This is a genomic window from Microbacterium sp. P5_E9 (assembly GCF_054049175.1).
Genome location: NZ_JBFUMV010000005.1, coordinates 42,322 through 60,976 on the forward strand (window position 1 = coordinate 42,322; position 18,655 = coordinate 60,976).

Sequence of the window (18,655 nt, forward strand, 5' to 3'; positions counted from 1 at the left end):
GCTCCTGCCTCACCACTCCACGGGGAGCGCGGTCGTGCCGCGGAAGACCCAGCCGCGAAACTCGACCGCGTCCGGGTCGGCAAGGCGAAGCGTGGGGAACTCGGCGAACAGACGCGGCAGGCCGACGGCGCCGACCATGTCGCGTGCGAGCCAGTTTCCCGCGCAGATGTGCGTTCCGTTGCCGAACGACAGGTTGGTGACGCGCTCCCGGAACAGGTCGAACTCCTCGGGACGCTGGAAGATGCGCTCGTCGCGGTTGGCCGACGCCACCACCACGCCGATGCTGGAGCCCTTCGGGATCGGCACGCCGCCGACCTCGGTGTCGCGAGTGACGAAGCGGGGGTACATGCCGACCGGCGACTGGTGCCGAGCGGTCTCTTCGAACACGTCTGCCCACTCCCGCTCGGACCGTGCGACAGCCGCGAGCTGTTCGGGGTGCGTGAGCAGCTCCCAGACCGCACTGGAGATGACATGACTCGGCTCGTTCACTCCACCCGAGATCGCGAGCTTCACGTTCGCGCGCACCACCTCGTCGGGGATGTCGTGCGGAGCGTGGAGGAACGAAGAAAGGATCGAGTCGTCGGGCTTCTCTCGCAGCACGGCGGCAGACTCGACGATGGAGGCCTCGATCTCCGCGTTCACGCGCGCTGTCTGGGCCCAGATGTCCGAATCGTCGACGACGTTTCCGATGCCGGCGATCAGCGTGTGCGACCAGTCCATCATCGTGTCTGCGGAGACCCCCTTCAGCCCCAGCACAGCGGTCAGATTGTCCGCGGCGAAAGGCACGGCGTATTCACGGAAGAGGTCGGCCCCGGGGCCGAGCTGCCGCAGCCGCTCCAGGTGGAGATCGGCATTCCTCTCGAAGACCTCATGCCACGTCGACTTGATGGCGACCGGACGAATCGCCCGCGAGAGCGTCATGCGTTCGGGCTTGTGCTCCGGGTCATCCTTGCGGAGCATCGAGCGCCCCATCGCCCGCACCATGGTGGAGCGCTCCGCGGGCTCGTGCGCGCTGAATGTCTCCTGGTCCATCTCGATCGAGAAGCAGTCGTCGAAGGTGGTCACGAGGTATCTGTTGAGCGAAGGAGCCCACGCGACCGGGGCCTCTGCTCGCAGCCGCTGATACGTCGGATAGGGGTCTACTGCGAGCTGCCCCGGATCGACCCAGTCAACCGTCGGCGGCGCCGCCAATGTCTTCGTCACGCTCAAACTCCTTCGTGTGAGGCCTGCGCTTCCAGTATCGAATCGAAGGCTTCACACGTAAAATGCTTTTATATTTAGAACCTCCCAATCTGAAGTGAGGAGAGGGATGCCGGACTTCACGCTGCGTCAGCTCGAGTACTTCCGCGCCATCGCCGAGCACGGGACGATCCACGCGGCCGCCGAACGGCTGTTCGTGACCCCGACCGCGACCGCGAACGGATTGACCGAGCTCGAGCGCGTCCTCGGGGTTCAGCTGTGCGTGCGCAAGAAGGGACAGGGTGTTGTGCTCACACCCGCGGGAGCGGCCGTGCTCACCGAGGGCCGTTCGCTGCTGCGCTTCGCAGACGAGCTGCAGCGACACGCCGGGTCACGCGGCGGGGAGCTCGAAGGCCCGCTGAGCATCGGCTGCTACTCGACCCTCGCCCCGACAATCCTCCCTGCGCTCCTCGAGGAGTACGGCGAGAGTCACCCCCGCGTCGATGTCACGTTCGTCGACGGAACGATGGACGAGCTGCATCCTCTCCTCGAACGTGGAGCGCTCGACGTGATCATCACGTATCGCATCAACCTCCCCCTCGGTCTCGAGGAGGCACTGCTGTTCGAGACCGCCGTTCACGTCCTGCTCAGCGCCGACCATGCGCTTGCACACGAGAAGACGGTGTCGCTGCACCAACTCGAAGACGAGCCGCTGATCATGCTCGACCTGCCGCCGAGCGGCCGGCACACGCTGGACATGCTCCAACGCTCCGGTGTGCGCCCGAACGTGCGCCACCGCACCTCGAACTTCGAGCTCGTCCGTTCCATGGTGGGGCGAGGACTCGGATACAGCCTGCTGGTGCAGACGCCCCACATCGATCACAGCTACGAGGGCCGCCGAGTCGTTGCGAAGCCGATCTCTCCGGAGTTCTCCGCGGAGGCTGTTGTCATGGTCTGGCCCGCTGCGATGACGTTGACCGAACGCGCTCGCGCCTTGGTGACGCTGGCGACCGCGACCGTCGGCGCACGCCAATGGGTGCCCGGCGRCGAAGCCGCCGGGCACCCATGAATCACCGGTGGGGGCGGCGCCCCGGGCCGTGGGCGCCCGCCCCTCACGCCTTGGACAGACCGTAGATCGGGCTGACCGCCTGTTCGGCTTCGTGGTCGGGACCGAGGGGAATGCCCGACCGGTCGCGGAGAAGGAGCGTTCCGGTAAGCCCCACGAGCGTCATGCCCACCAGGTACCAGGTCACGGAGATCGTCGATCCCGTCGCCTGAACGAGAGCGGTCGCGATCATGGGAGCGAACGCGCCTCCCAGGATGGCGCCGAGGGCGTACGCGATCGACACACCGGAGAAGCGGACGGAGGCCGGGAACAGCTCTGCGTAGAGCACCGAGATCGGCCCGTAGGTGACGCCGATGCCCACCGAGAGGATCACCAGGGCAAGCAGGATGAGCCAGATGTTTCCGGTGTTCACGAGCGGGAACAGTGCGATGACGCCGACCAGCTGCGCGACCCATCCCATGATGAACGTGCGGCGGCGACCGATCTTGTCGCTGACCCATCCGCCGAACAGCGTCGTGATGAGCCAGGCGACCGAGGCTCCCGTCACAGCCCAGAGCACCGGTCCGCGGTCCAGCCCGACCGGGCCCTCGGGGTTGGTCGTGTAGTTCTGGATGTACCCGCCCGTTGTCATGTACCCGGCGGCGTTCGAGCCGGCGAAGACCATCGCTGCGACCAGCACGAGGAGGGCGTGCTTGCGGAAGAGCTGGATGATCGGCATCCGGGTCTTCTCCTTGCGCTCGGCGATCTCTACGAACACCGGGCTTTCTTCGACGCGGCGACGAATGTAGTAGCCGACGACGATGAGGACGACGCTGAAGAGGAACGGGATGCGCCAGCCCCACGCGAGGAAGGCGTCACCCGGTGCGACGAGCGACATGATCGCCATCATGCTCGAGGCCAGCAGCAGGCCGAGGGGCACACCGATCTGCGGCGACGCGCCGAACAGCCCACGCTTCGGCCGGGGCGCGTGCTCCACCGCCATCAGAGCGGCACCACCCCACTCGCCGCCCGCCGAAATCCCCTGCACGATGCGGAGCAGGATGAGCAGGACGGGCGCCCAGACCCCGATCGCCTCGTAGGTGGGCAGGAGGCCGATCAGCGCCGTCGCGAGACCCATCAGGATCAGCGTGAGCATCAGCACGACCTTGCGGCCGTACTTGTCGCCGAAGTGGCCCGCGAGGAACGCCCCGAGCGGGCGGAACAGGAAGCTGATGCCCACGGTGGCGAACGACAGCAGGACGCTGTTCGGACCCAGGCCCGCGAAGAAGAGCTGTCCGAAGACGAGACCCGCAGCGGCGGCGTAGATGAAGAAGTCGTACCACTCGACTGTGGTGCCGACGACGGTCGCGAAGACCACGCGTCGACGATCAGAGTGTGTTGCGATCGTGCCCGTGGGCGTGAAGCCCTCGGATCGTGATGACTGCGTGTGTGCGGTGCTCATGAGAATTGCCGGCTCCTGTGCGGGTTGGACGTCACTGTCACTGCGGGCGGAATCTCCATGGCTGGAGATCGTTGTTGCCCGACGCGAAGTCATCATATACGATTTCAAATACGACGCAAGGGCGAGGGAGCTCATGATGACCGAGAACGACACGAAGGCGGCAGCGGATCCGCGATTCGCGGCCCTGCCCGGCCGCCCGGGAAAGATCATCGCGATCCATCTCAGCTATGCGTCGCGAGCGGATCAGCGCGGACGCCGCCCGGATGCGCCGAGCTACTTCTTCAAGCCGTCGAGCTCGGTCGCGGCATCCGGTGGATCCATCGAACGACCCGCGGGCACCGAGCTGCTCGCGTTCGAGGGCGAGATCGCGCTCGTGATCGGAACGGCCGCTCGACACGTCACCCTCGAGGGCGCGTGGGCGCATGTCGGCTGGGTCACCGCGGCCAACGACTTCGGGCTCTACGACCTCCGCGCGAACGACAAGGGATCGAACGTGCGATCCAAGGGCGGCGACGGATTCACCCCGATCGGGCCCACCCTGCTGGATGCCGGGGCAATCGAGCCCGACGGACTGCGGCTGCGAACCTGKGTCAACGGGACCCTCGCGCAGGACGACACCACGGCGGGGCTCATCTTTCCGCTCGCGCAGCTCGTCGCAGATCTGTCGCAGCACTTCACGCTCGAGCCCGGCGATGTGATCCTCACCGGCACACCGGCGGGCTCGTCCGTCGTCGTGCCCGGCGATGTCGTCGAGGTCGAGGTCGATGCCCCGGCGCGTGGACTGACCTCAGGGCGCCTCATGACGACCGTGACACAGGGCGCGGCGGCCTTCGACCCGGCGCTGGGATCGCTTCCCGCCGTCGATGACCTCCAGCGCGCCGAAGCGTGGGGCAGATCCGCGGTCGCTGAGCCCGCATCGGTCGCTGAGCCCGCATCGGTCGCTGAGCCCGCATCGGTCGCTGAGCCTGTCGAAGCGTCCGATGCCGCCGCAAGCCCTTCGACAAGCTCAGGGACCGGCTCCGCTCTGACCCCCGAACTCCGCGAGAAGCTGCTGCGCACACCCGTCGCGGGCCTCAGCGCGCAGCTGCGCAGACGCGGGCTCAACAACGTCACGATCGACGGCGTCCGGCCCATGCGCGCGGGCACAAAGATCGTCGGCACCGCCAAGACCCTGCGCTTCGTCCCCGCTCGCGAGGACCTCTTCGCCTCGCACGGCGGCGGCTACAACGCACAGAAGCGCGCATTCGACACCGTCGGCGAGGGCGAGATCATCGTGATCGAGGCGCGCGGCGAGACCGGCTCGGGGACGCTCGGCGACATCCTCGCCCTCCGCGCCCAGGCGCGCGGCGCCGCGGGGATCATCACCGACGGCGGCGTCCGCGACTACGACACGGTGGCCGGGATCGGCATCCCGATCTTCTCGAACGGAGCGCACCCAGCCGTCCTCGGACGCAGGCATGTGCCGTGGGACGTCGACGTGACGATCGGATGCGGCGGCACGACCGTGCAGCCGGGGGACATCATCGTGGGGGACGCGGACGGTGTGATCGTGATCCCGCCCGCACTCGTCGGCGAGGTCGTGGATGCGGCCCTCGCGCAGGAGGACGAGGACGCCTTCGTGGCCACGCAGGTCGCGGCGGGTCATCCCGTCGAGGGACTGTTCCCGATGAACGCCGAGTGGAAGGCACGGTACGACGCATGGCGCCGGAGCAGGTGACGCCCCTTCGACAAGCTCAGGAACCGGAGGTCTCGCAGAGCAAGTCACAGCGGGCCTACCACTGGATCAAGGGACGGATCGCGAACCAGGACTTCACCCCGGGGTACCGGCTCGTGCTGGGCTCGATCGCGAACGAGCTCGACATGAGCGTCGTGCCCGTCCGCGAGGCCATCCGTCAGCTCGAGGCCGAGGGACTCGTGACCTTCGAGCGCAACGTCGGCGCCCATGTGTCGATGGTGGATGACTCGCAGTACCGGTTCAGCATGCAGGCGCTCAGCTTCCTCGAGGGGACTGCCACCGCACTGGCCGCGCGCCGCCTGTCCGCCGACGACCTCCGCCGCGCCCGGGCGGTCAACGAGCTCATGGTCGAGACACTCGACCACTTCGACCCGCGCTCGTTCACGGCGCTGAACCAGGAGTTCCACGCGATCCTGTTCGCGCGGTGCGCGAACCCGCGCATGCTCGAGCTCGTCAACGCCGAGTGGTCGAGGCTCGGCCACCTGCGCGACTCGACCTTCAGCTTCGTACCAGGGCGTGCCGCGGAGTCGGTGCGCGAGCACGAGGCCATCCTGGCGCTGATCGAGCGGGGCGCGGCCCTGAGTGAGATCGAGATGGCCGCCCGCCGTCACCGGTCCGCGACGCTCGACGCGTACCTGACCCACGAACACCCCGACGAGGCCCTGGGCCTCCCCGCCGTCTGACCAGACCCAACCCGAGGAATCTCATGACAGACATCGCCACCGGCATCGCAGCCGGAGCGCCGGACCGCGCCACGCTCACCGAGCGTCACGTCCCCGCCGACCTGCCCACGCGCATCCAGCACTACATCGACGGCGAGTTCGTCGACTCGGTCGACGGCGACACGTTCGACGTGCTCGACCCGGTCTCGAACGAGGTCTACCTGCAGGCTGCCGCCGGCAAGAAGGCCGACATCGACAGGGCTGTCGCCGCCGCGCGTCGCGCATTCACCGAGGGACCGTGGCCGCGGATGCTGCCCCGCGATCGTTCGCGGGTGCTGCATCGCATCGCCGACATCGTCGAGTCGCAGGATGCCCGCCTCGCCGAGCTGGAGTCGTTCGACTCAGGCCTGCCGATCACGCAGGCGCTCGGCCAGGCGCGGCGAGCGGCGGAGAACTTCCGGTTCTTCGCCGACCTGATCGTGGCGCAGGCCGACGACACCTACAAGGTGCCCGGCCGTCAGATCAACTACGTGAACCGCAAGCCGATCGGGGTCGCGGGGCTCATCACGCCGTGGAACACCCCGTTCATGCTGGAGTCGTGGAAGCTCGGCCCCGCGCTCGCGACCGGCAACACGGTGGTGCTGAAGCCGGCCGAGTTCACGCCGCTGTCGGCGTCGCTGTGGGCCGGGATCTTCGAGGAGGCGGGGCTGCCGAAGGGCGTCTTCAACCTCGTGAACGGGCTCGGTGAGGATGCCGGCGACGCGCTGGTGAAGCATCCGGATGTCCCACTCATCTCGTTCACCGGCGAGAGCAGCACCGGCAAGCTGATCTTCGGCAACGCCGCACCGTTCCTCAAGGGCCTCTCGATGGAGCTCGGCGGCAAGTCCCCCGCGATCGTCTTCGCCGACGCCGACCTGGAGGCCGCGATCGACGCGACGATCTTCGGGGTCTTCTCACTCAACGGCGAGCGCTGCACGGCGGGGTCGCGCATCCTCGTGCAGCGCGAGATCTACGACGAGTTCGTCGAGCGCTACGCGGCCCAGGCCAAGCGAGTGAAGGTCGGCTACCCGCACGACCCGGCGACCGAGGTGGGCGCGCTCGTGCACCCCGAGCACTACGACAAGGTGATGAGCTACGTCGAGATCGGCAAGACCGAGGGGCGCCTGGTCGCCGGCGGCGGCCGTCCCGAAGGTTTCGACACCGGCAACTTCGTCGCCCCGACCGTGTTCGCCGATGTGGCACCCGACGCGCGGATCTTCCAGGAGGAGATCTTCGGCCCCGTCGTCGCCATTACCCCGTTCGACACCGACGAGGAAGCCCTCACCCTCGCGAACAACACGAAGTACGGGCTCGCCGCCTACATCTGGACCAACGACCTGAAGCGCGCGCACAACTTCGCGCAGGCCGTCGAAGCCGGCATGGTGTGGCTCAACTCGAACAACGTGCGCGACCTCCGCACCCCGTTCGGCGGGGTCAAGGCCTCCGGCCTCGGCCACGAGGGCGGGTATCGCTCGATCGACTTCTACACCGACCAGCAGGCCGTGCACATCACCCTCGGCGCCGCCCACAACCCCACCTTCGGCAAGCAAGGACGCTGACTGATATGACCACCGACAAGACCCTCACCTCCTCCGGCTTCTACGTCTCCCAGGAGGCGCCGATCCACTCCGACAACCCGGTGCCCACACCGCAGGCCTCTCCCCCCGACATCCTGCGCTGCGCCTACATGGAGCTCATCGTCACCGATCTCGCGGCATCCCGCGTCTTCTACGTCGACGTCCTGGGCCTCTACGTCACCGAGGAAGACGAGCACGCGATCTACCTCCGTTCGACCGAAGAGTTCATCCACCACAACCTCGTGCTGCGCCAGGGTCCGGTCGCCGCCGTCGCCGCCTTCTCGTACCGCGTCCGCACCCCCGAAGACCTCGACAAGGCCGTCGCCTTCTACGAGGAGCTCGGATGCCGCGTCGAGCGTCGCGCGGAGGGATTCGTGAACGGCATCGGCGACTCGGTGCGGGTCACCGACCCGCTCGGGTTCCCGTACGAGTTCTTCCACCAGACCGAGCACGTCGAGCGCCTCTCCTGGCGCTACGACCTGCACACCCCAGGGGAGCTCGTCCGCCTGGATCACTTCAACCAGGTCACCCCCGACGTGCCTCGTGCGGTCAACTTCATGCAGTCCCTCGGGTTCCGGGTCACCGAGGACATTCAGGACGATGAAGGCACCGTGTATGCCGCATGGATGCGCCGCAAGCCCACCGTGCACGACACCGCGATGACCGGCGGCGACGGCCCGCGCATGCACCACGTCGCGTTCGCCACCCACGAGAAGCACAACATCCTCGCGATCTGCGACAAGCTCGGCGCGCTCCGCCGCTCCGACGCCATCGAACGCGGCCCCGGCCGGCACGGCGTGTCGAACGCGTTCTACCTGTACCTGCGCGACCCCGACGGGCACCGCGTCGAGATCTACACGCAGGACTACTACACCGGCGACCCGGACAACCCGGTGATCACCTGGGACGTCCACGACAACCAGCGCCGCGACTGGTGGGGCAACCCGGTGGTGCCGTCCTGGTACACCGAGGCATCCCTCGTCCTGGATCTCGACGGCAACCCGCAGCCCGTGGTCGCACGCACCGACACGAGCGAGATGGCCGTCACGATCGGCGCCGACGGGTTCTCCTACACCCGCCCGGACGACACCCCCGACGAGCTGCCCAGCTGGAAGCAGGGCGAATACAAGCTCGGCCACCAACTGTGAGGGCCTGACGATGCTCGATCCTGAGACCATCGCGGCGCTYGCCGACGAACTCGCCGAGGCCGACCGCTCGCACAGCGTGATCCCGCGCATCACGGCCCGCCATCCCGAGGCGACGATCGACGACTCCTACGCGATCCAAGGGGTCTGGCGAGAGCAGAACATCGCCGCGGGGCGGCAACTCGTGGGCCGCAAGATCGGCCTCACCTCGAAGGCGATGCAGCAGGCGACGGGCATCACCGAACCCGACTACGGCGTCATGTTCGATGACACGGTGTATCGGAGCGGCGCTGAGATCCCGGTGTCGCTCTTCTCCAACGTACGCATCGAGGTCGAACTGGCCTTCGTGCTGAAGCAACCGCTCGAAGGCCCCGACTGCACCCTGGACGACGCGCTCCGCGCGATCGACTACGCGGTGCCCGCGCTCGAGGTGCTGAACTCGCACATCGAGCTGGAAGGCCGGACGATCGTCGACACGATCTCCGACAACGCCGCCTACGGCGCCATGGTGCTCGGCGACGTCCGCAAGCGCCCCGACGAGATCGACCTGCGCTGGGTGCCCGGGGTGCTCTCGCGCAACGGCGAGATCGAGGAGACCGGCGTCGCGGCCGGCGTGCTCGGCCACCCCGCCACGGGTGTCGCGTGGCTCGCGAACAAGCTGCATCAGCATGGCGCGCGGCTCGAAGCCGGTGAGATCATCCTCGCCGGGTCGTTCACGCGCCCCGTATGGGTCTCTCACGGCGACACCATCCACTGCGACTATGGACCGATGGGAACCATCACATGCCGATTCGTCTGAGCCCGACCTTCCGGGACGCGCTCGCGGCGGCCTCTCGCCCGCTCGCCGGCATCTGGGTCTGCTCCGGGTCGCCGCTCGTCGCCGAGATCTGCGCCGGCGCGGGCCTGGACTGGGTGCTGATCGACATGGAGCACGCCCCCAACGGCCTCGAGTCCGTCCTTGCCCAGCTGCACGCGGTCTCGGCCCACCCGGTGACCCCGGTCGTGCGCGTGCCGATCGGCGACGTCGTGACGATCAAGCAGGTGCTCGACCTCGGCGCGCAGAACATCCTCGTGCCGATGATCTCCTCCGCCGATGCCGCCCGCGCCGCGGTCGACGCGGTCCGCTACCCGCCGCGCGGCAGCCGCGGGGTCGGATCGGCGCTCGCCCGCTCGGCCCGCTGGAACCGCGTCGAGGGCTACCTGGCCGATGCCGACGCGCACGTTTCGCTCTTCGTGCAGATCGAGACGACGGCGGGAGTGGATGCCGCGGCCGAGATCGCCGCGGTAGACGGCGTCGACGGGGTCTTCGTCGGACCCTCCGACTTGTCAGCGTCGATGGGGCTGCTCGGCGAGCAGACACACCCCGACGTCGTCGCGGCGGTGCGGCGCACGTTCGACGCCGTGCGCGACACCGGCAAGCCCGTCGGCGTGAACGCGTTCGACCCGACGGTCGCGCGGGCGTACCTCGATGCCGGCGCCTCGTTCGTCCTGGTCGGCGCCGACGTCAGTCTGCTCGCCCGGGGCTCGGAGGCGCTCGCCAAGACCCTCGTCCCCGCTGTCGACGACCGCGCGGAGCCCGCTTCGTACTGAAGTCGCGCGGCGTCGTCAACCCTCGCCCGCATTCATCCGGCCATGACAGAGTGAGCCCATGAACAGGGATGTCACCTCCAGGGTCGAACTGAACGTCACCGAGCCGGCCGATCTGGTCTTCGCCGTGGCGGTGGCAGGGGGCTACACCACCGAGCGGGAGAGCTTCACGGCGACCGTCAACGGCGCCCCGATCGACGTCCACGAGGTCACGGACGCCCACGGCACGCGGCTCCACCGCATGACGAGCCCGGTCGGCGCGTTCGTCGCGGAGTACTCGGCCGCGATCGTCGGCGAGGCGACACCGCCGCCCACTTCCGAGGCGGACCTCCTGGCCTATCGTCGCCCCAGCCGCTACGCCGAATCGGATGCTCTCGCGCCCACCGCCGGCGCCGAGTTCGCCGGCATCGCCGACTCCGCCGCGCTCCTGGCCTCGGTGTCGTCCTGGGTGGGCACCCGCCTCCTCTACGTGTCGGGCTCTTCGCTGCCCACCGACGGCGCCATCCGCACCCTGCTGAGCAGGCAGGGCGTGTGCCGTGACTACTCCCACCTCGTGGTGGCGCTGCTGCGGGCTCTCGGGATCCCGGCCCGCCTCGCCGCTGTCTATGCCCCAGGGCTGAGCCCGATGGATTTCCACGCGGTCGCGGAGGCATGGGTCGACGAGCGCTGGTGCGTCGTGGACGCCACGACGCTCGCGCCCCGGTCTTCGCTCGTGCGCATCGCGACGGGGAGGGATGCCGCGGACACGGCCTTCCTCAATGTGCTGTCCGGCCGAGCCGACCTGGTGAGCGTGAACGTCACCGCGGTGGCCGACGTGCTGCCCGGCGACGATCTCAACCAGCTCGTCGAGATGTCCTGACCCGGGCGCGACCGGATGTTGTAAACCTGTTGACACTTATGTTGTCAACTGGTTGACTCTTGGGCATGGCCGAACGGATCACCGCGACACTGCACCACCTCGTGTCGACCCTCGACGCCTTCGCCGACGACTTCCTGCAGTCTCGCCACGGCGTGTCGTTCAGCACGTTCCTGTTCGTCGCAGTCGTCGTCGACAGCGAGAGCGCCGACATCACGACTCTCGGCCGCGCCCTCGGCGTCACGAAGGCAGCCGTCAGCAAGCGCGTGCCCGGGCTCGTCGCCGACGGCTGGGTCAAGACCGCTTCCGACCCACACCACGGCAGACGCGTGCTGGTCTCGCCGACCGTCCGCGCCGTCGAACTCGTCCGCGACGCCGGCGGCGCGCTGGAGGCCGAATTCACCGTCCTGTTCGGCGATCCGCGCCTCACCACCGAGGGCGTCGACGTCGCCGTCCTCAATCGCCAACTCGCTCTGCTCATCACGCTCGTCGAAGAGAAAGGACCCCTCGCATGACCGGTTCCACGCCCGTGCGCACTCTGATCGTCATCGGAACCCCGATCGGAGGCAGCCTCAACCACGCCCTCGCCGACGCCTACGTCGCAGCCGCTCGAGCGGGCGGGGCGGATGTCCGCGTGATCGATCTCGCGGTCGACCCGATCCCCGCCCATCCGACCTCGCGCGGCGACCTGCGGGTGCCCCGCTCCGACGCCGATGTGCCGCTCGATCCGGACGTCGCGGGATACGTCGCCGATGTCGAGTGGGCCGACCACCTCGTGTTCTTCCACCCGCAGTGGTGGGGCACCTACCCGGCCGCGCTCAAGGCCTTCATCGACCGGGTGTTCCTGTCCGGGTTCGCCTTCCGGTACCGCGATCGCTCGGCGCTGTCCGAGCGCCTCCTCGCCGGACGCACCGCGCGGATCGTCATGACGATGGACTCCCCCGGGTTCTGGAATCGACTCGTCTATCGCCGGGCCTCCGAGGCGAGCCTGAAGAACGCGACCCTCAGCTACTGCGGCGTCAAGACCATCGGCGTCAGCCGCTTCTCGGCCGTACGATTCGCGGAGGAGCCGGCCCGTGACAAGTGGCTCGCCGAAGTCGCACGTTTCGGTGCACGGGATGCCGCGGCATCCGTCTCCCGCGAACGCGACGTCGTCGCCGCATGACACACGGTTCCATGGTGCTCGCGACGGGCGCCCCGGACGTGCCACTCTGATCCCATGAAGAAGTGGATCGTCCGTTTCGGCGCCCTGTATGTGTTCAACCTCGTCGTGCTGCTCATCATCGGGCTGCTGCGAAGCGTCAACGTCGGTTGGGGCGCCCTGTGGGCGGCCGTGATCCTCACGATCGCGTCGGTGTGGGTGAAGCCCCTCATCACCAAGGCGTTCGCCAACCGGTCGGCGAAATCCGCGGGCCAGCGGGGCAAGGGCACCGAGACACTCGTGCGCTGGGGAACCGTCTTCCTCGTCGAACTCATCGTCTGGGTGATCGTCGTGATCTTCTCCGGGGTCTCCGTCAACAACTGGTTCTGGGGCTACCTCCTGCCCCCGCTCATCTTCCTCATCGGCTGGGCGATCTACGCGGCGATCGAAGACAAGGTCGAAGCGAAGGCTGACGTGCTCTACGACCAGGCGCACGCCGGGATCACGAAGGCATCATCGACGGATGCCGCGCCCGCCGCGAGCCCGTCGGCCCCGACGCAGGCGACGCGCGCCGAACTGCACGACGGTCTCACCGACGAGCAGCGGCGCATGTTCGACGACCTCGGCAAGAGCTGACGCGGGCGAACCCGCGCCTTCCCCGCCCGCTTCACCGCTCAGGCCGGCGCGTCACCGGGCCGCCGGTCTCAGAAACGCGGCCAGACGGCCTCGCATTGGCGCTTTTGTGAGACCGGGCCTCAGCCCGCTGCGCGCTCGGCCGCTTCCACGACGTTCGTCATGAGCAGCGCCACGGTCATCGGGCCCACGCCGCCGGGATTCGGCGACAGGAAGCCCGCGACCTCGGCGACGTCGGGATGCACGTCGCCGTAGACCTTGGACTTGGCCGTCTCGGGGTCGGTCTCGCGCGTGACACCGACGTCGAGCACGGCAGCGCCGGGCTTGACGTCCTCGGGGCGCACGATGTGCTTGACGCCCGCCGCGGCGACGATGACGTCCGCCTCCCGCAGATACCGGCCGAGATCGACGGTGCCCGTGTGGGTGAGGGTCACCGTCGCGTTGATCTCGCGGCGCGTGAGCAGCAGCCCAATCGAGCGGCCGATCGTGACGCCGCGGCCGACGACGACCACGTGCTTGCCCTTGAGGTCGTAGTCGTTGCGCAGCAGCAGCTCGATCACGCCGCGCGGCGTACAAGGGAGCGGCGTCGTGATCGGGGAGTTGACGTTGAGCACGAGCCGGCCGAGGTTGGTCGGATGCAGGCCGTCGGCGTCCTTGGCGGGGTCGATGCGCTCGAGGATCGCGTCGGTGTCGAGGTGCTTCGGCAGCGGCAGCTGCACGATGTAGCCGTGGCAGGTGGGGTCGGCGTTGAGTTCGTCGATCAGCGCCTCGACCTCGGCCTGCGTGGCGTCGGCGGGCAGCTCGCGCTGGATCGAGTTCATGCCGATCGCCTCGGACTCGCGGTGCTTCATGCCGACGTACAGCTGCGACGCGGGGTCGGCCCCGACGAGCACTGTCGCGATGCCAGGCACGATGCCCCGCTCGTTGAGCGCGGCGACGCGCTCGCGCAGTTCGGCCTTGATGCCGGCCGCGGCGGCCTTGCCGTCCAGTCTCTGTGCGGTCATGGTCGTTCCTTCCTCATCTCGAGAAACCACATTGCCGATGAGACATCACGCTGCGCGTGGTTTCTCGATCGCGAAGTGGTTTCTCAGGCGCGAAGTGGTTTTTCGCGGGGGGTCGTGGGCTTGGGCGGAGTGCGACGCGCCCTACTGCTGGAGACCCGGGTAGAGCGGGAACGCGGAGGTGAGGGCGGCGACGCGCCCGCGCAGCGCCTCGACATCGGCTCCGGGCAGCAGCGCGAGCGCGATGATGTCGGCGACCTCGGCGAACTCGGCGTCGCCGAATCCGCGCGTGGCGAGCGCCGGCGTGCCGATCCGCAGCCCCGACGTCACCATCGGCGGACGGGGGTCGTTCGGCACCGCGTTGCGGTTCACCGTGATGTGGATCTCATGCAGGAGGTCCTCCGCCTGCTTGCCGTCGATCTCGGCGTGGCGGAGGTCGACGAGCACGAGGTGCACGTCGGTGCCGCCCGAGCGCACGCTGATGCCCGCGGCCGCGACATCCGGCTTCGAAAGCCGCTCCGCGATGAGGTGTGCGCCATTCAGCACGCGCTGCTGGCGCTCCTTGAACTCCGGCGTCGCGGCGAGCTTGAACGCGGTGGCCTTCGCGGCGATCACGTGCATGAGCGGGCCGCCCTGCTGGCCGGGGAAGACGGCGGTGTTGAGCTTCTTCGCGAGATCGGCGTCGTTGGTGAGGATGAAGCCCGACCGCGGTCCGCCGATGGTCTTGTGCACGGTGGACGAGACCACGTGGGCGTGCGGCACCGGCGACGGATGCAGGCCTGCGGCCACGAGGCCGGCGAAGTGCGCCATGTCCACCCAGAGCAGCGCGCCGACCTCGTCGGCGATCGCACGGAAGGCGGCGAAGTCGAGCTGACGGGGGTACGCGGACCAGCCCGCGATGATGACCTTGGGCTTGTGCTCGATCGCGAGCCGGCGCACCTCGGCCATGTCGACGAGCGACGTCTCGGGGTCGACCCCGTACGCGACGATGTTGTAGAGGCGGCCGGAGAAGTTGATCTTCATGCCGTGCGTGAGGTGGCCACCCTGGTCGAGGGACAGGCCGAGCAGGGTGTCGCCGGGGCGGGCGATGGCGTGCAGCACTGCCGCGTTCGCCGTGGCACCCGAGTGCGGCTGGACGTTCGCGAACTCGGAGCCGAACAGGGCCTTGGCCCGTTCGATGGCGAGCTCCTCGGCGACGTCGACCTCTTCGCAGCCCCCGTAGTAGCGGCGACCGGGGTAGCCCTCGGCGTACTTGTTCGTGAGCACCGAGCCCTGCGACTGCAGGATCGACACGGGCACGAAGTTCTCGGACGCGATCATCTCGAGATACCCGCGCTGTCGCTGCAGTTCGCGCTCGAGCACCTGCGCGATCTCGGGATCGACTTCGGCGAGGGGGGCGTTGAAGTACTTATCGGTCACTGGGGATCTCCTTGACGACGGCTTTGTGAGTTTCGGCCGCCCGCGGTGCGGGCTTGCCGAGTTCGGTCTCGCATCGGCCCAGGCGCGCGGTCGAATGCCGTTGTCGGTCGCTCCCCGGTGGTAACCCACCTCAACGCCAGTTGCGACTCGTCGAGCATATCGGACACCGCGCTGATAGGCTGGCCGGGCTATTTGTTAGGGCTCTTTACGTGAGATCCTTGGATGGGCCGCACCGGTGCGAGTGGCGGCCGACCAGAAGTGGAGAAGCCGTGCCGCTGCCGCCCGTCGTCCCCGCCCCCGCCTCGATCGAGGCGTCGGCCGGAGCCCCCTTCGTCCTTGACGCCGGCGTGCTCGTCACGGGAGAGACGGATGCCGCGGCCGCCCTACGCCGCCTGCTCGAGGCGCGCACGGGCCTCACCGCCGCCGGCGCCGACGAACCCGGCGCCGACGCGCGGATCGACGTGCGCATCACGCCGGGCGGAGCGCCCGAGTCGTACCGCATCGCGGTGGACGCGGCATCCGTCGTCATCACCGGCGCCGATGCGGCCGGGGCGTTCTACGGCGTCCAGACGCTCGGTCAGCTGATCGCGCGCGACGGCGAGCGCTGGGTGATCCCGGCGCTCGAGATCGCCGATGCCCCCCGCTTCGCGTATCGCGGGGTGATGCTCGACGTCGCACGCCATTTCCAGACTGTCGAGACGACGAGGGCGTACATCGACCGTGCGGCCGGCCTGAAGTTCAACACCCTGCATCTGCACCTCAGCGATGATCAGGGCTGGCGCCTCCAGCTCGACTCCCGTCCGAAGCTGACCGAGCTCGCCTCCGGCACGTCGGTCGGCGGCGATGCCGGCGGGTACTTCACCAAGGCGGACTACGCCGAGATCGTCGCGTACGCGGCCGCGCGGCACATGACGGTGGTCCCCGAACTCGACATGCCCGGTCACACGCACGCCGTCGGCCTGGCGTACCCCGAACTCGCCGAAGCACCCGTGCTCCCCGAGCACGGCGAGCCGCACGACGCAGACCCACCCCCGCGCGCCGGCCACGGATACGAGGGGATCGCCGTCGGCTTCTCCTCGCTGCGGATCCACGAGGAGGCGACCTACGACTTCGTCTCCGACGTGTTCGGCGAGCTGGCGGACATGACTCCGGGGCCGTACCTCCACCTCGGCGGCGACGAGTCGCTCGGCACCGATCCCGACGACTTCGCCGAGTTCATGGCGCGTGCCACCGCGATCGTCGCGGACCTCGGCAAGATCCCGGTGACCTGGCACGAGGCCGGCGCCGCACCCGACCTGCACCCCGACACGGTCGGCCAGTACTGGGGGTTCTTGACGCCCACGAACGGCATGGACGAGAAGACCCGCGCCTTCGTCCGCCACGGCGCACAGGTGATCCTCTCCCCCGCCGATGCGATCTACCTCGACATGAAGTACGACGACACGACCTCGCTCGGCCTCGCCTGGGCGAACGGCCCCACGAGCGTCGAACGCGCCTACTCCTGGGAGCCCTCCGACATCATCGACGGCATCGCCGATGCCGACATCCTGGGCATCGAGGCGCCGCTGTGGAGCGAGACGATCCGCGACCTGGAAGACATCGACACGATGGCCTTCCCGCGCATCGCCGCGGCCGCGGAGGCCGCCTGGTCTCCCCCGGCCGGCTCCAGCGAACAGCGCACCTGGGCATCCTTCCGCACGCGGGTGGGCGCCCTCGGACCGCTCTGGACGAGCCTCGGCATCCGGTTCCACGCATCGAAGGAGATCCCATGGACGACCGACTGACCACCGTCATCCACTCCGTGCGGCAGGTTCTGCCCGGCCCGCACGCCGGGGGTCGCATCATCGACGACGCGTGGGTGCGCTTCGACGGCGATCGGGTCGTCGCGACGGGGACCGGCGACGGCTGGCGGGCCACGCAGGGGACGGATGCCGCGACCGTCGTCGACGGCACCGCACTGGCCGGCGCGGGAGCCCTGCTGACGCCGGGCTTCATCGATCTGCACGGGCACGGCGGCGGCGGCGCCTCGTACGACGACGGACCGGACGCCATCGAGGTCGCCCGGGCGCTGCACCGCGCGCACGGGACGACCCGCGCGGTGGTCTCGCTCGTCACCGCCCCCCTCGAAACCCTGGAGCGCCGGGTGGCGATGGTCGCGGACGTCATGGCGGACGACCCCGAGATCCTCGGCTCGCATCTCGAGGGACCGTTCCTCGACCCCGGGCACAAGGGCGCGCACGATCTCTCGCTGCTCCGCGATCCCAGCCTCGCCGCCGTCGAACGTCTGCTCGCGGCGGGGCGCGGCACGGTGCGCCAGGTGACCTTGGCACCGGAACGGCCCGGCGGGCACGACGCGATCCGCGCCATCGTGGCGGGCGGCGCGGCGGCCGCGGTCGGACACACGGATGCCGGCTTCGACGCGGCCGGGGCGGCCTTCGACGCCGGTGCGACGATCCTCACGCACGCGTTCAACGCGATGCCCCCGCTGCACCACCGGGATCCCGGACCGGTTGTGGCCGCGGCATCCGACTCCCGTGTCACCCTCGAGGTCATCGCCGACGGTGTGCACCTGCACCCGGAGATCGTGCGCCTCGCGTTCCTCGTGGCGCCCGGACGCGTGGCGCTGATCACCGATGCCATGGCCGGAGCGGGCGCCGCGGATGGGCGTTATGAGCTGGGCGGGCTCGAGGTCGATGTCGTCGCCGGCATCGCCCGACTCGCCGACGGCGGGTCGATCGCCGGATCGACGCTGACCCAGGATGCGGCGCTGCGCTACGCGGTGACCGCGGGGGTTGACCTGGTCGACGCCGTCGGCGCGCTCACCCTCGTTCCCGCCCGCGCGATCGGGCGCGAGCAGGACCTCGGCACACTGGCGCCGGCGTCGCTCGCCGATGCGGTGCTGCTGTCCGCGGACCTGCAGGTCCGCGGCGTGTGGATCGGCGGCGCAGCCGTCTGAGCGCGCGACGATCGGCGGATGCACCGTGTCGGCTGTGGCGCCAGGTACGTCCGTTGCATTCCCCAGATGCAACGGCCGCGCCACCCCAGGTGAGCCGGGTCCGGAGATCCCTCCCCCGAGTTCTCTCCGGACCCGGCTCACCTCTCGAAGAATTCGGGTGAGTCTTCTTGCTTGAGTAGACGGCGATCTGCCAGGTCTATTACGCGACTTCGGCAGGT

17 protein-coding genes and 1 riboswitch are annotated in these 18,655 nt (G+C 68.9%); of the genes, 13 read left to right on the top strand and 4 right to left on the bottom strand.

Features of this window, described 5'->3' with window-relative positions; translation table 11 throughout:
• Window positions 1–9 precede the first annotated feature (9 nt).
• Entirely contained in the window at window positions 10–1,203 is a 1,194-nt protein-coding gene (locus tag ACXJ3V_RS09355) for a cytochrome P450 (RefSeq protein ID WP_457100019.1), read from the bottom strand.
• Window positions 1,204–1,309: 106 nt separating this feature from the next.
• Here ACXJ3V_RS09355 and ACXJ3V_RS09360 point away from each other — a divergent pair, with 106 nt between their 5' ends.
• The gene (locus ACXJ3V_RS09360; RefSeq protein WP_457100020.1) at window positions 1,310–2,248 is read left to right on the top strand and encodes a LysR family transcriptional regulator; all 939 of its coding nucleotides are present in this window, start codon (window positions 1,310–1,312) and stop codon (window positions 2,246–2,248) included.
• Window positions 2,249–2,291: 43 nt separating this feature from the next.
• On the opposite strand, the gene ACXJ3V_RS09365 is transcribed toward ACXJ3V_RS09360, so the two are convergent.
• Window positions 2,292–3,686 (bottom strand): MFS transporter, encoded by a 1,395-nt coding sequence (locus ACXJ3V_RS09365; protein WP_457100021.1) that lies wholly within the window; start codon window positions 3,684–3,686, stop codon window positions 2,292–2,294.
• Between the two features lie 136 nt (window positions 3,687–3,822).
• Here ACXJ3V_RS09365 and ACXJ3V_RS09370 point away from each other — a divergent pair, with 136 nt between their 5' ends.
• From ACXJ3V_RS09370 to ACXJ3V_RS09415, 10 genes are all read left to right on the top strand, one after another.
• Entirely contained in the window at window positions 3,823–5,403 is a 1,581-nt protein-coding gene (locus tag ACXJ3V_RS09370; protein ID WP_457100022.1) for a fumarylacetoacetate hydrolase family protein, read from the top strand.
• Window positions 5,385–6,104, top strand: a complete 720-nt coding sequence (locus ACXJ3V_RS09375; protein ID WP_457100023.1) for a GntR family transcriptional regulator — start codon at window positions 5,385–5,387, stop codon at window positions 6,102–6,104. The genes ACXJ3V_RS09370 and ACXJ3V_RS09375 overlap by 19 nt, the downstream gene beginning before the upstream one ends.
• A 23-nt stretch (window positions 6,105–6,127) precedes the next feature.
• The gene (hpaE, locus tag ACXJ3V_RS09380; RefSeq protein ID WP_457100024.1) at window positions 6,128–7,681 is read left to right on the top strand and encodes a 5-carboxymethyl-2-hydroxymuconate semialdehyde dehydrogenase; all 1,554 of its coding nucleotides are present in this window, start codon (window positions 6,128–6,130) and stop codon (window positions 7,679–7,681) included.
• A 5-nt stretch (window positions 7,682–7,686) separates the two neighbouring features.
• Window positions 7,687–8,847, top strand: a complete 1,161-nt coding sequence (gene hpaD / locus ACXJ3V_RS09385) for a 3,4-dihydroxyphenylacetate 2,3-dioxygenase (protein WP_457100025.1) — start codon at window positions 7,687–7,689, stop codon at window positions 8,845–8,847.
• Window positions 8,848–8,857: 10 nt separating this feature from the next.
• A complete protein-coding gene (locus ACXJ3V_RS09390; protein WP_457100026.1) occupies window positions 8,858–9,643 on the top strand; it encodes a fumarylacetoacetate hydrolase family protein in 786 nt (261 codons plus the stop codon).
• Entirely contained in the window at window positions 9,628–10,434 is an 807-nt protein-coding gene (locus tag ACXJ3V_RS09395; protein WP_457100027.1) for an HpcH/HpaI aldolase family protein, read from the top strand. Before ACXJ3V_RS09390 ends, ACXJ3V_RS09395 begins: the two co-directional genes overlap by 16 nt.
• A gap of 58 nt (window positions 10,435–10,492) precedes the next feature.
• Entirely contained in the window at window positions 10,493–11,290 is a 798-nt protein-coding gene (locus ACXJ3V_RS09400; protein WP_457100028.1) for a transglutaminase-like domain-containing protein, read from the top strand.
• A 65-nt stretch (window positions 11,291–11,355) separates the two neighbouring features.
• Window positions 11,356–11,802, top strand: a complete 447-nt coding sequence (locus tag ACXJ3V_RS09405; RefSeq protein ID WP_457100029.1) for a MarR family winged helix-turn-helix transcriptional regulator — start codon at window positions 11,356–11,358, stop codon at window positions 11,800–11,802.
• On the top strand, window positions 11,799–12,452 hold the full coding sequence (locus tag ACXJ3V_RS09410; RefSeq protein WP_457100030.1) for an NAD(P)H-dependent oxidoreductase: 654 nt from the start codon (window positions 11,799–11,801) through the stop codon (window positions 12,450–12,452). Before ACXJ3V_RS09405 ends, ACXJ3V_RS09410 begins: the two co-directional genes overlap by 4 nt.
• 54 nt (window positions 12,453–12,506) lie before the next feature.
• Window positions 12,507–13,064 (top strand): hypothetical protein, encoded by a 558-nt coding sequence (locus tag ACXJ3V_RS09415; RefSeq protein ID WP_457100031.1) that lies wholly within the window; start codon window positions 12,507–12,509, stop codon window positions 13,062–13,064.
• Between the two features lie 119 nt (window positions 13,065–13,183).
• On the opposite strand, the gene ACXJ3V_RS09420 is transcribed toward ACXJ3V_RS09415, so the two are convergent.
• Together ACXJ3V_RS09420 and glyA are read right to left on the bottom strand one after the other, a co-directional pair.
• Window positions 13,184–14,065, bottom strand: coding sequence for a bifunctional methylenetetrahydrofolate dehydrogenase/methenyltetrahydrofolate cyclohydrolase (locus ACXJ3V_RS09420; RefSeq protein WP_457100032.1), 882 nt, complete (start codon window positions 14,063–14,065; stop codon window positions 13,184–13,186).
• 141 nt (window positions 14,066–14,206) lie between these two features.
• Window positions 14,207–15,481, bottom strand: a complete 1,275-nt coding sequence (gene glyA / locus ACXJ3V_RS09425; RefSeq protein ID WP_457100033.1) for a serine hydroxymethyltransferase — start codon at window positions 15,479–15,481, stop codon at window positions 14,207–14,209.
• A gap of 69 nt (window positions 15,482–15,550) precedes the next feature.
• A riboswitch (ZMP/ZTP riboswitch) is annotated at window positions 15,551–15,635 on the bottom strand.
• A gap of 115 nt (window positions 15,636–15,750) precedes the next feature.
• Between glyA and ACXJ3V_RS09430 the strand changes: the two genes are divergently transcribed.
• Both ACXJ3V_RS09430 and nagA read left to right on the top strand, forming a co-directional pair.
• Window positions 15,751–17,265 carry a family 20 glycosylhydrolase gene (locus ACXJ3V_RS09430; RefSeq protein WP_457100034.1) on the top strand — a complete coding sequence of 505 codons (1,515 nt, stop codon included), beginning with the start codon at window positions 15,751–15,753 and terminating at the stop codon, window positions 17,263–17,265.
• Window positions 17,250–18,437 carry an N-acetylglucosamine-6-phosphate deacetylase gene (gene nagA, locus ACXJ3V_RS09435; RefSeq protein ID WP_457100035.1) on the top strand — a complete coding sequence of 396 codons (1,188 nt, stop codon included), beginning with the start codon at window positions 17,250–17,252 and terminating at the stop codon, window positions 18,435–18,437. Before ACXJ3V_RS09430 ends, nagA begins: the two co-directional genes overlap by 16 nt.
• Window positions 18,438–18,655 lie beyond the last annotated feature (218 nt).

What these genes read in the sequence shown, in the direction of transcription:
- ACXJ3V_RS09395 (WP_457100027.1), top strand. Translation starts at nt 9,628, where the DNA reads ATGCCGATTCGTCTGAGCCCGACCTTCCGGGACGCGCTCGCGGCGGCC.
- ACXJ3V_RS09365 (WP_457100021.1), bottom strand. Translation starts at nt 3,686, where the DNA reads ATGAGCACCGCACACACGCAGTCATCACGATCCGAGGGCTTCACGCCC.
- ACXJ3V_RS09415 (WP_457100031.1), top strand. Translation starts at nt 12,507, where the DNA reads ATGAAGAAGTGGATCGTCCGTTTCGGCGCCCTGTATGTGTTCAACCTC.
- ACXJ3V_RS09375 (WP_457100023.1), top strand. Translation starts at nt 5,385, where the DNA reads ATGGCGCCGGAGCAGGTGACGCCCCTTCGACAAGCTCAGGAACCGGAG.
- ACXJ3V_RS09410 (WP_457100030.1), top strand. Translation starts at nt 11,799, where the DNA reads ATGACCGGTTCCACGCCCGTGCGCACTCTGATCGTCATCGGAACCCCG.
- ACXJ3V_RS09420 (WP_457100032.1), bottom strand. Translation starts at nt 14,065, where the DNA reads ATGACCGCACAGAGACTGGACGGCAAGGCCGCCGCGGCCGGCATCAAG.
- hpaD (WP_457100025.1), top strand. Translation starts at nt 7,687, where the DNA reads ATGACCACCGACAAGACCCTCACCTCCTCCGGCTTCTACGTCTCCCAG.
- ACXJ3V_RS09400 (WP_457100028.1), top strand. Translation starts at nt 10,493, where the DNA reads ATGAACAGGGATGTCACCTCCAGGGTCGAACTGAACGTCACCGAGCCG.
- nagA (WP_457100035.1), top strand. Translation starts at nt 17,250, where the DNA reads ATGGACGACCGACTGACCACCGTCATCCACTCCGTGCGGCAGGTTCTG.
- hpaE (WP_457100024.1), top strand. Translation starts at nt 6,128, where the DNA reads ATGACAGACATCGCCACCGGCATCGCAGCCGGAGCGCCGGACCGCGCC.
- ACXJ3V_RS09405 (WP_457100029.1), top strand. Translation starts at nt 11,356, where the DNA reads ATGGCCGAACGGATCACCGCGACACTGCACCACCTCGTGTCGACCCTC.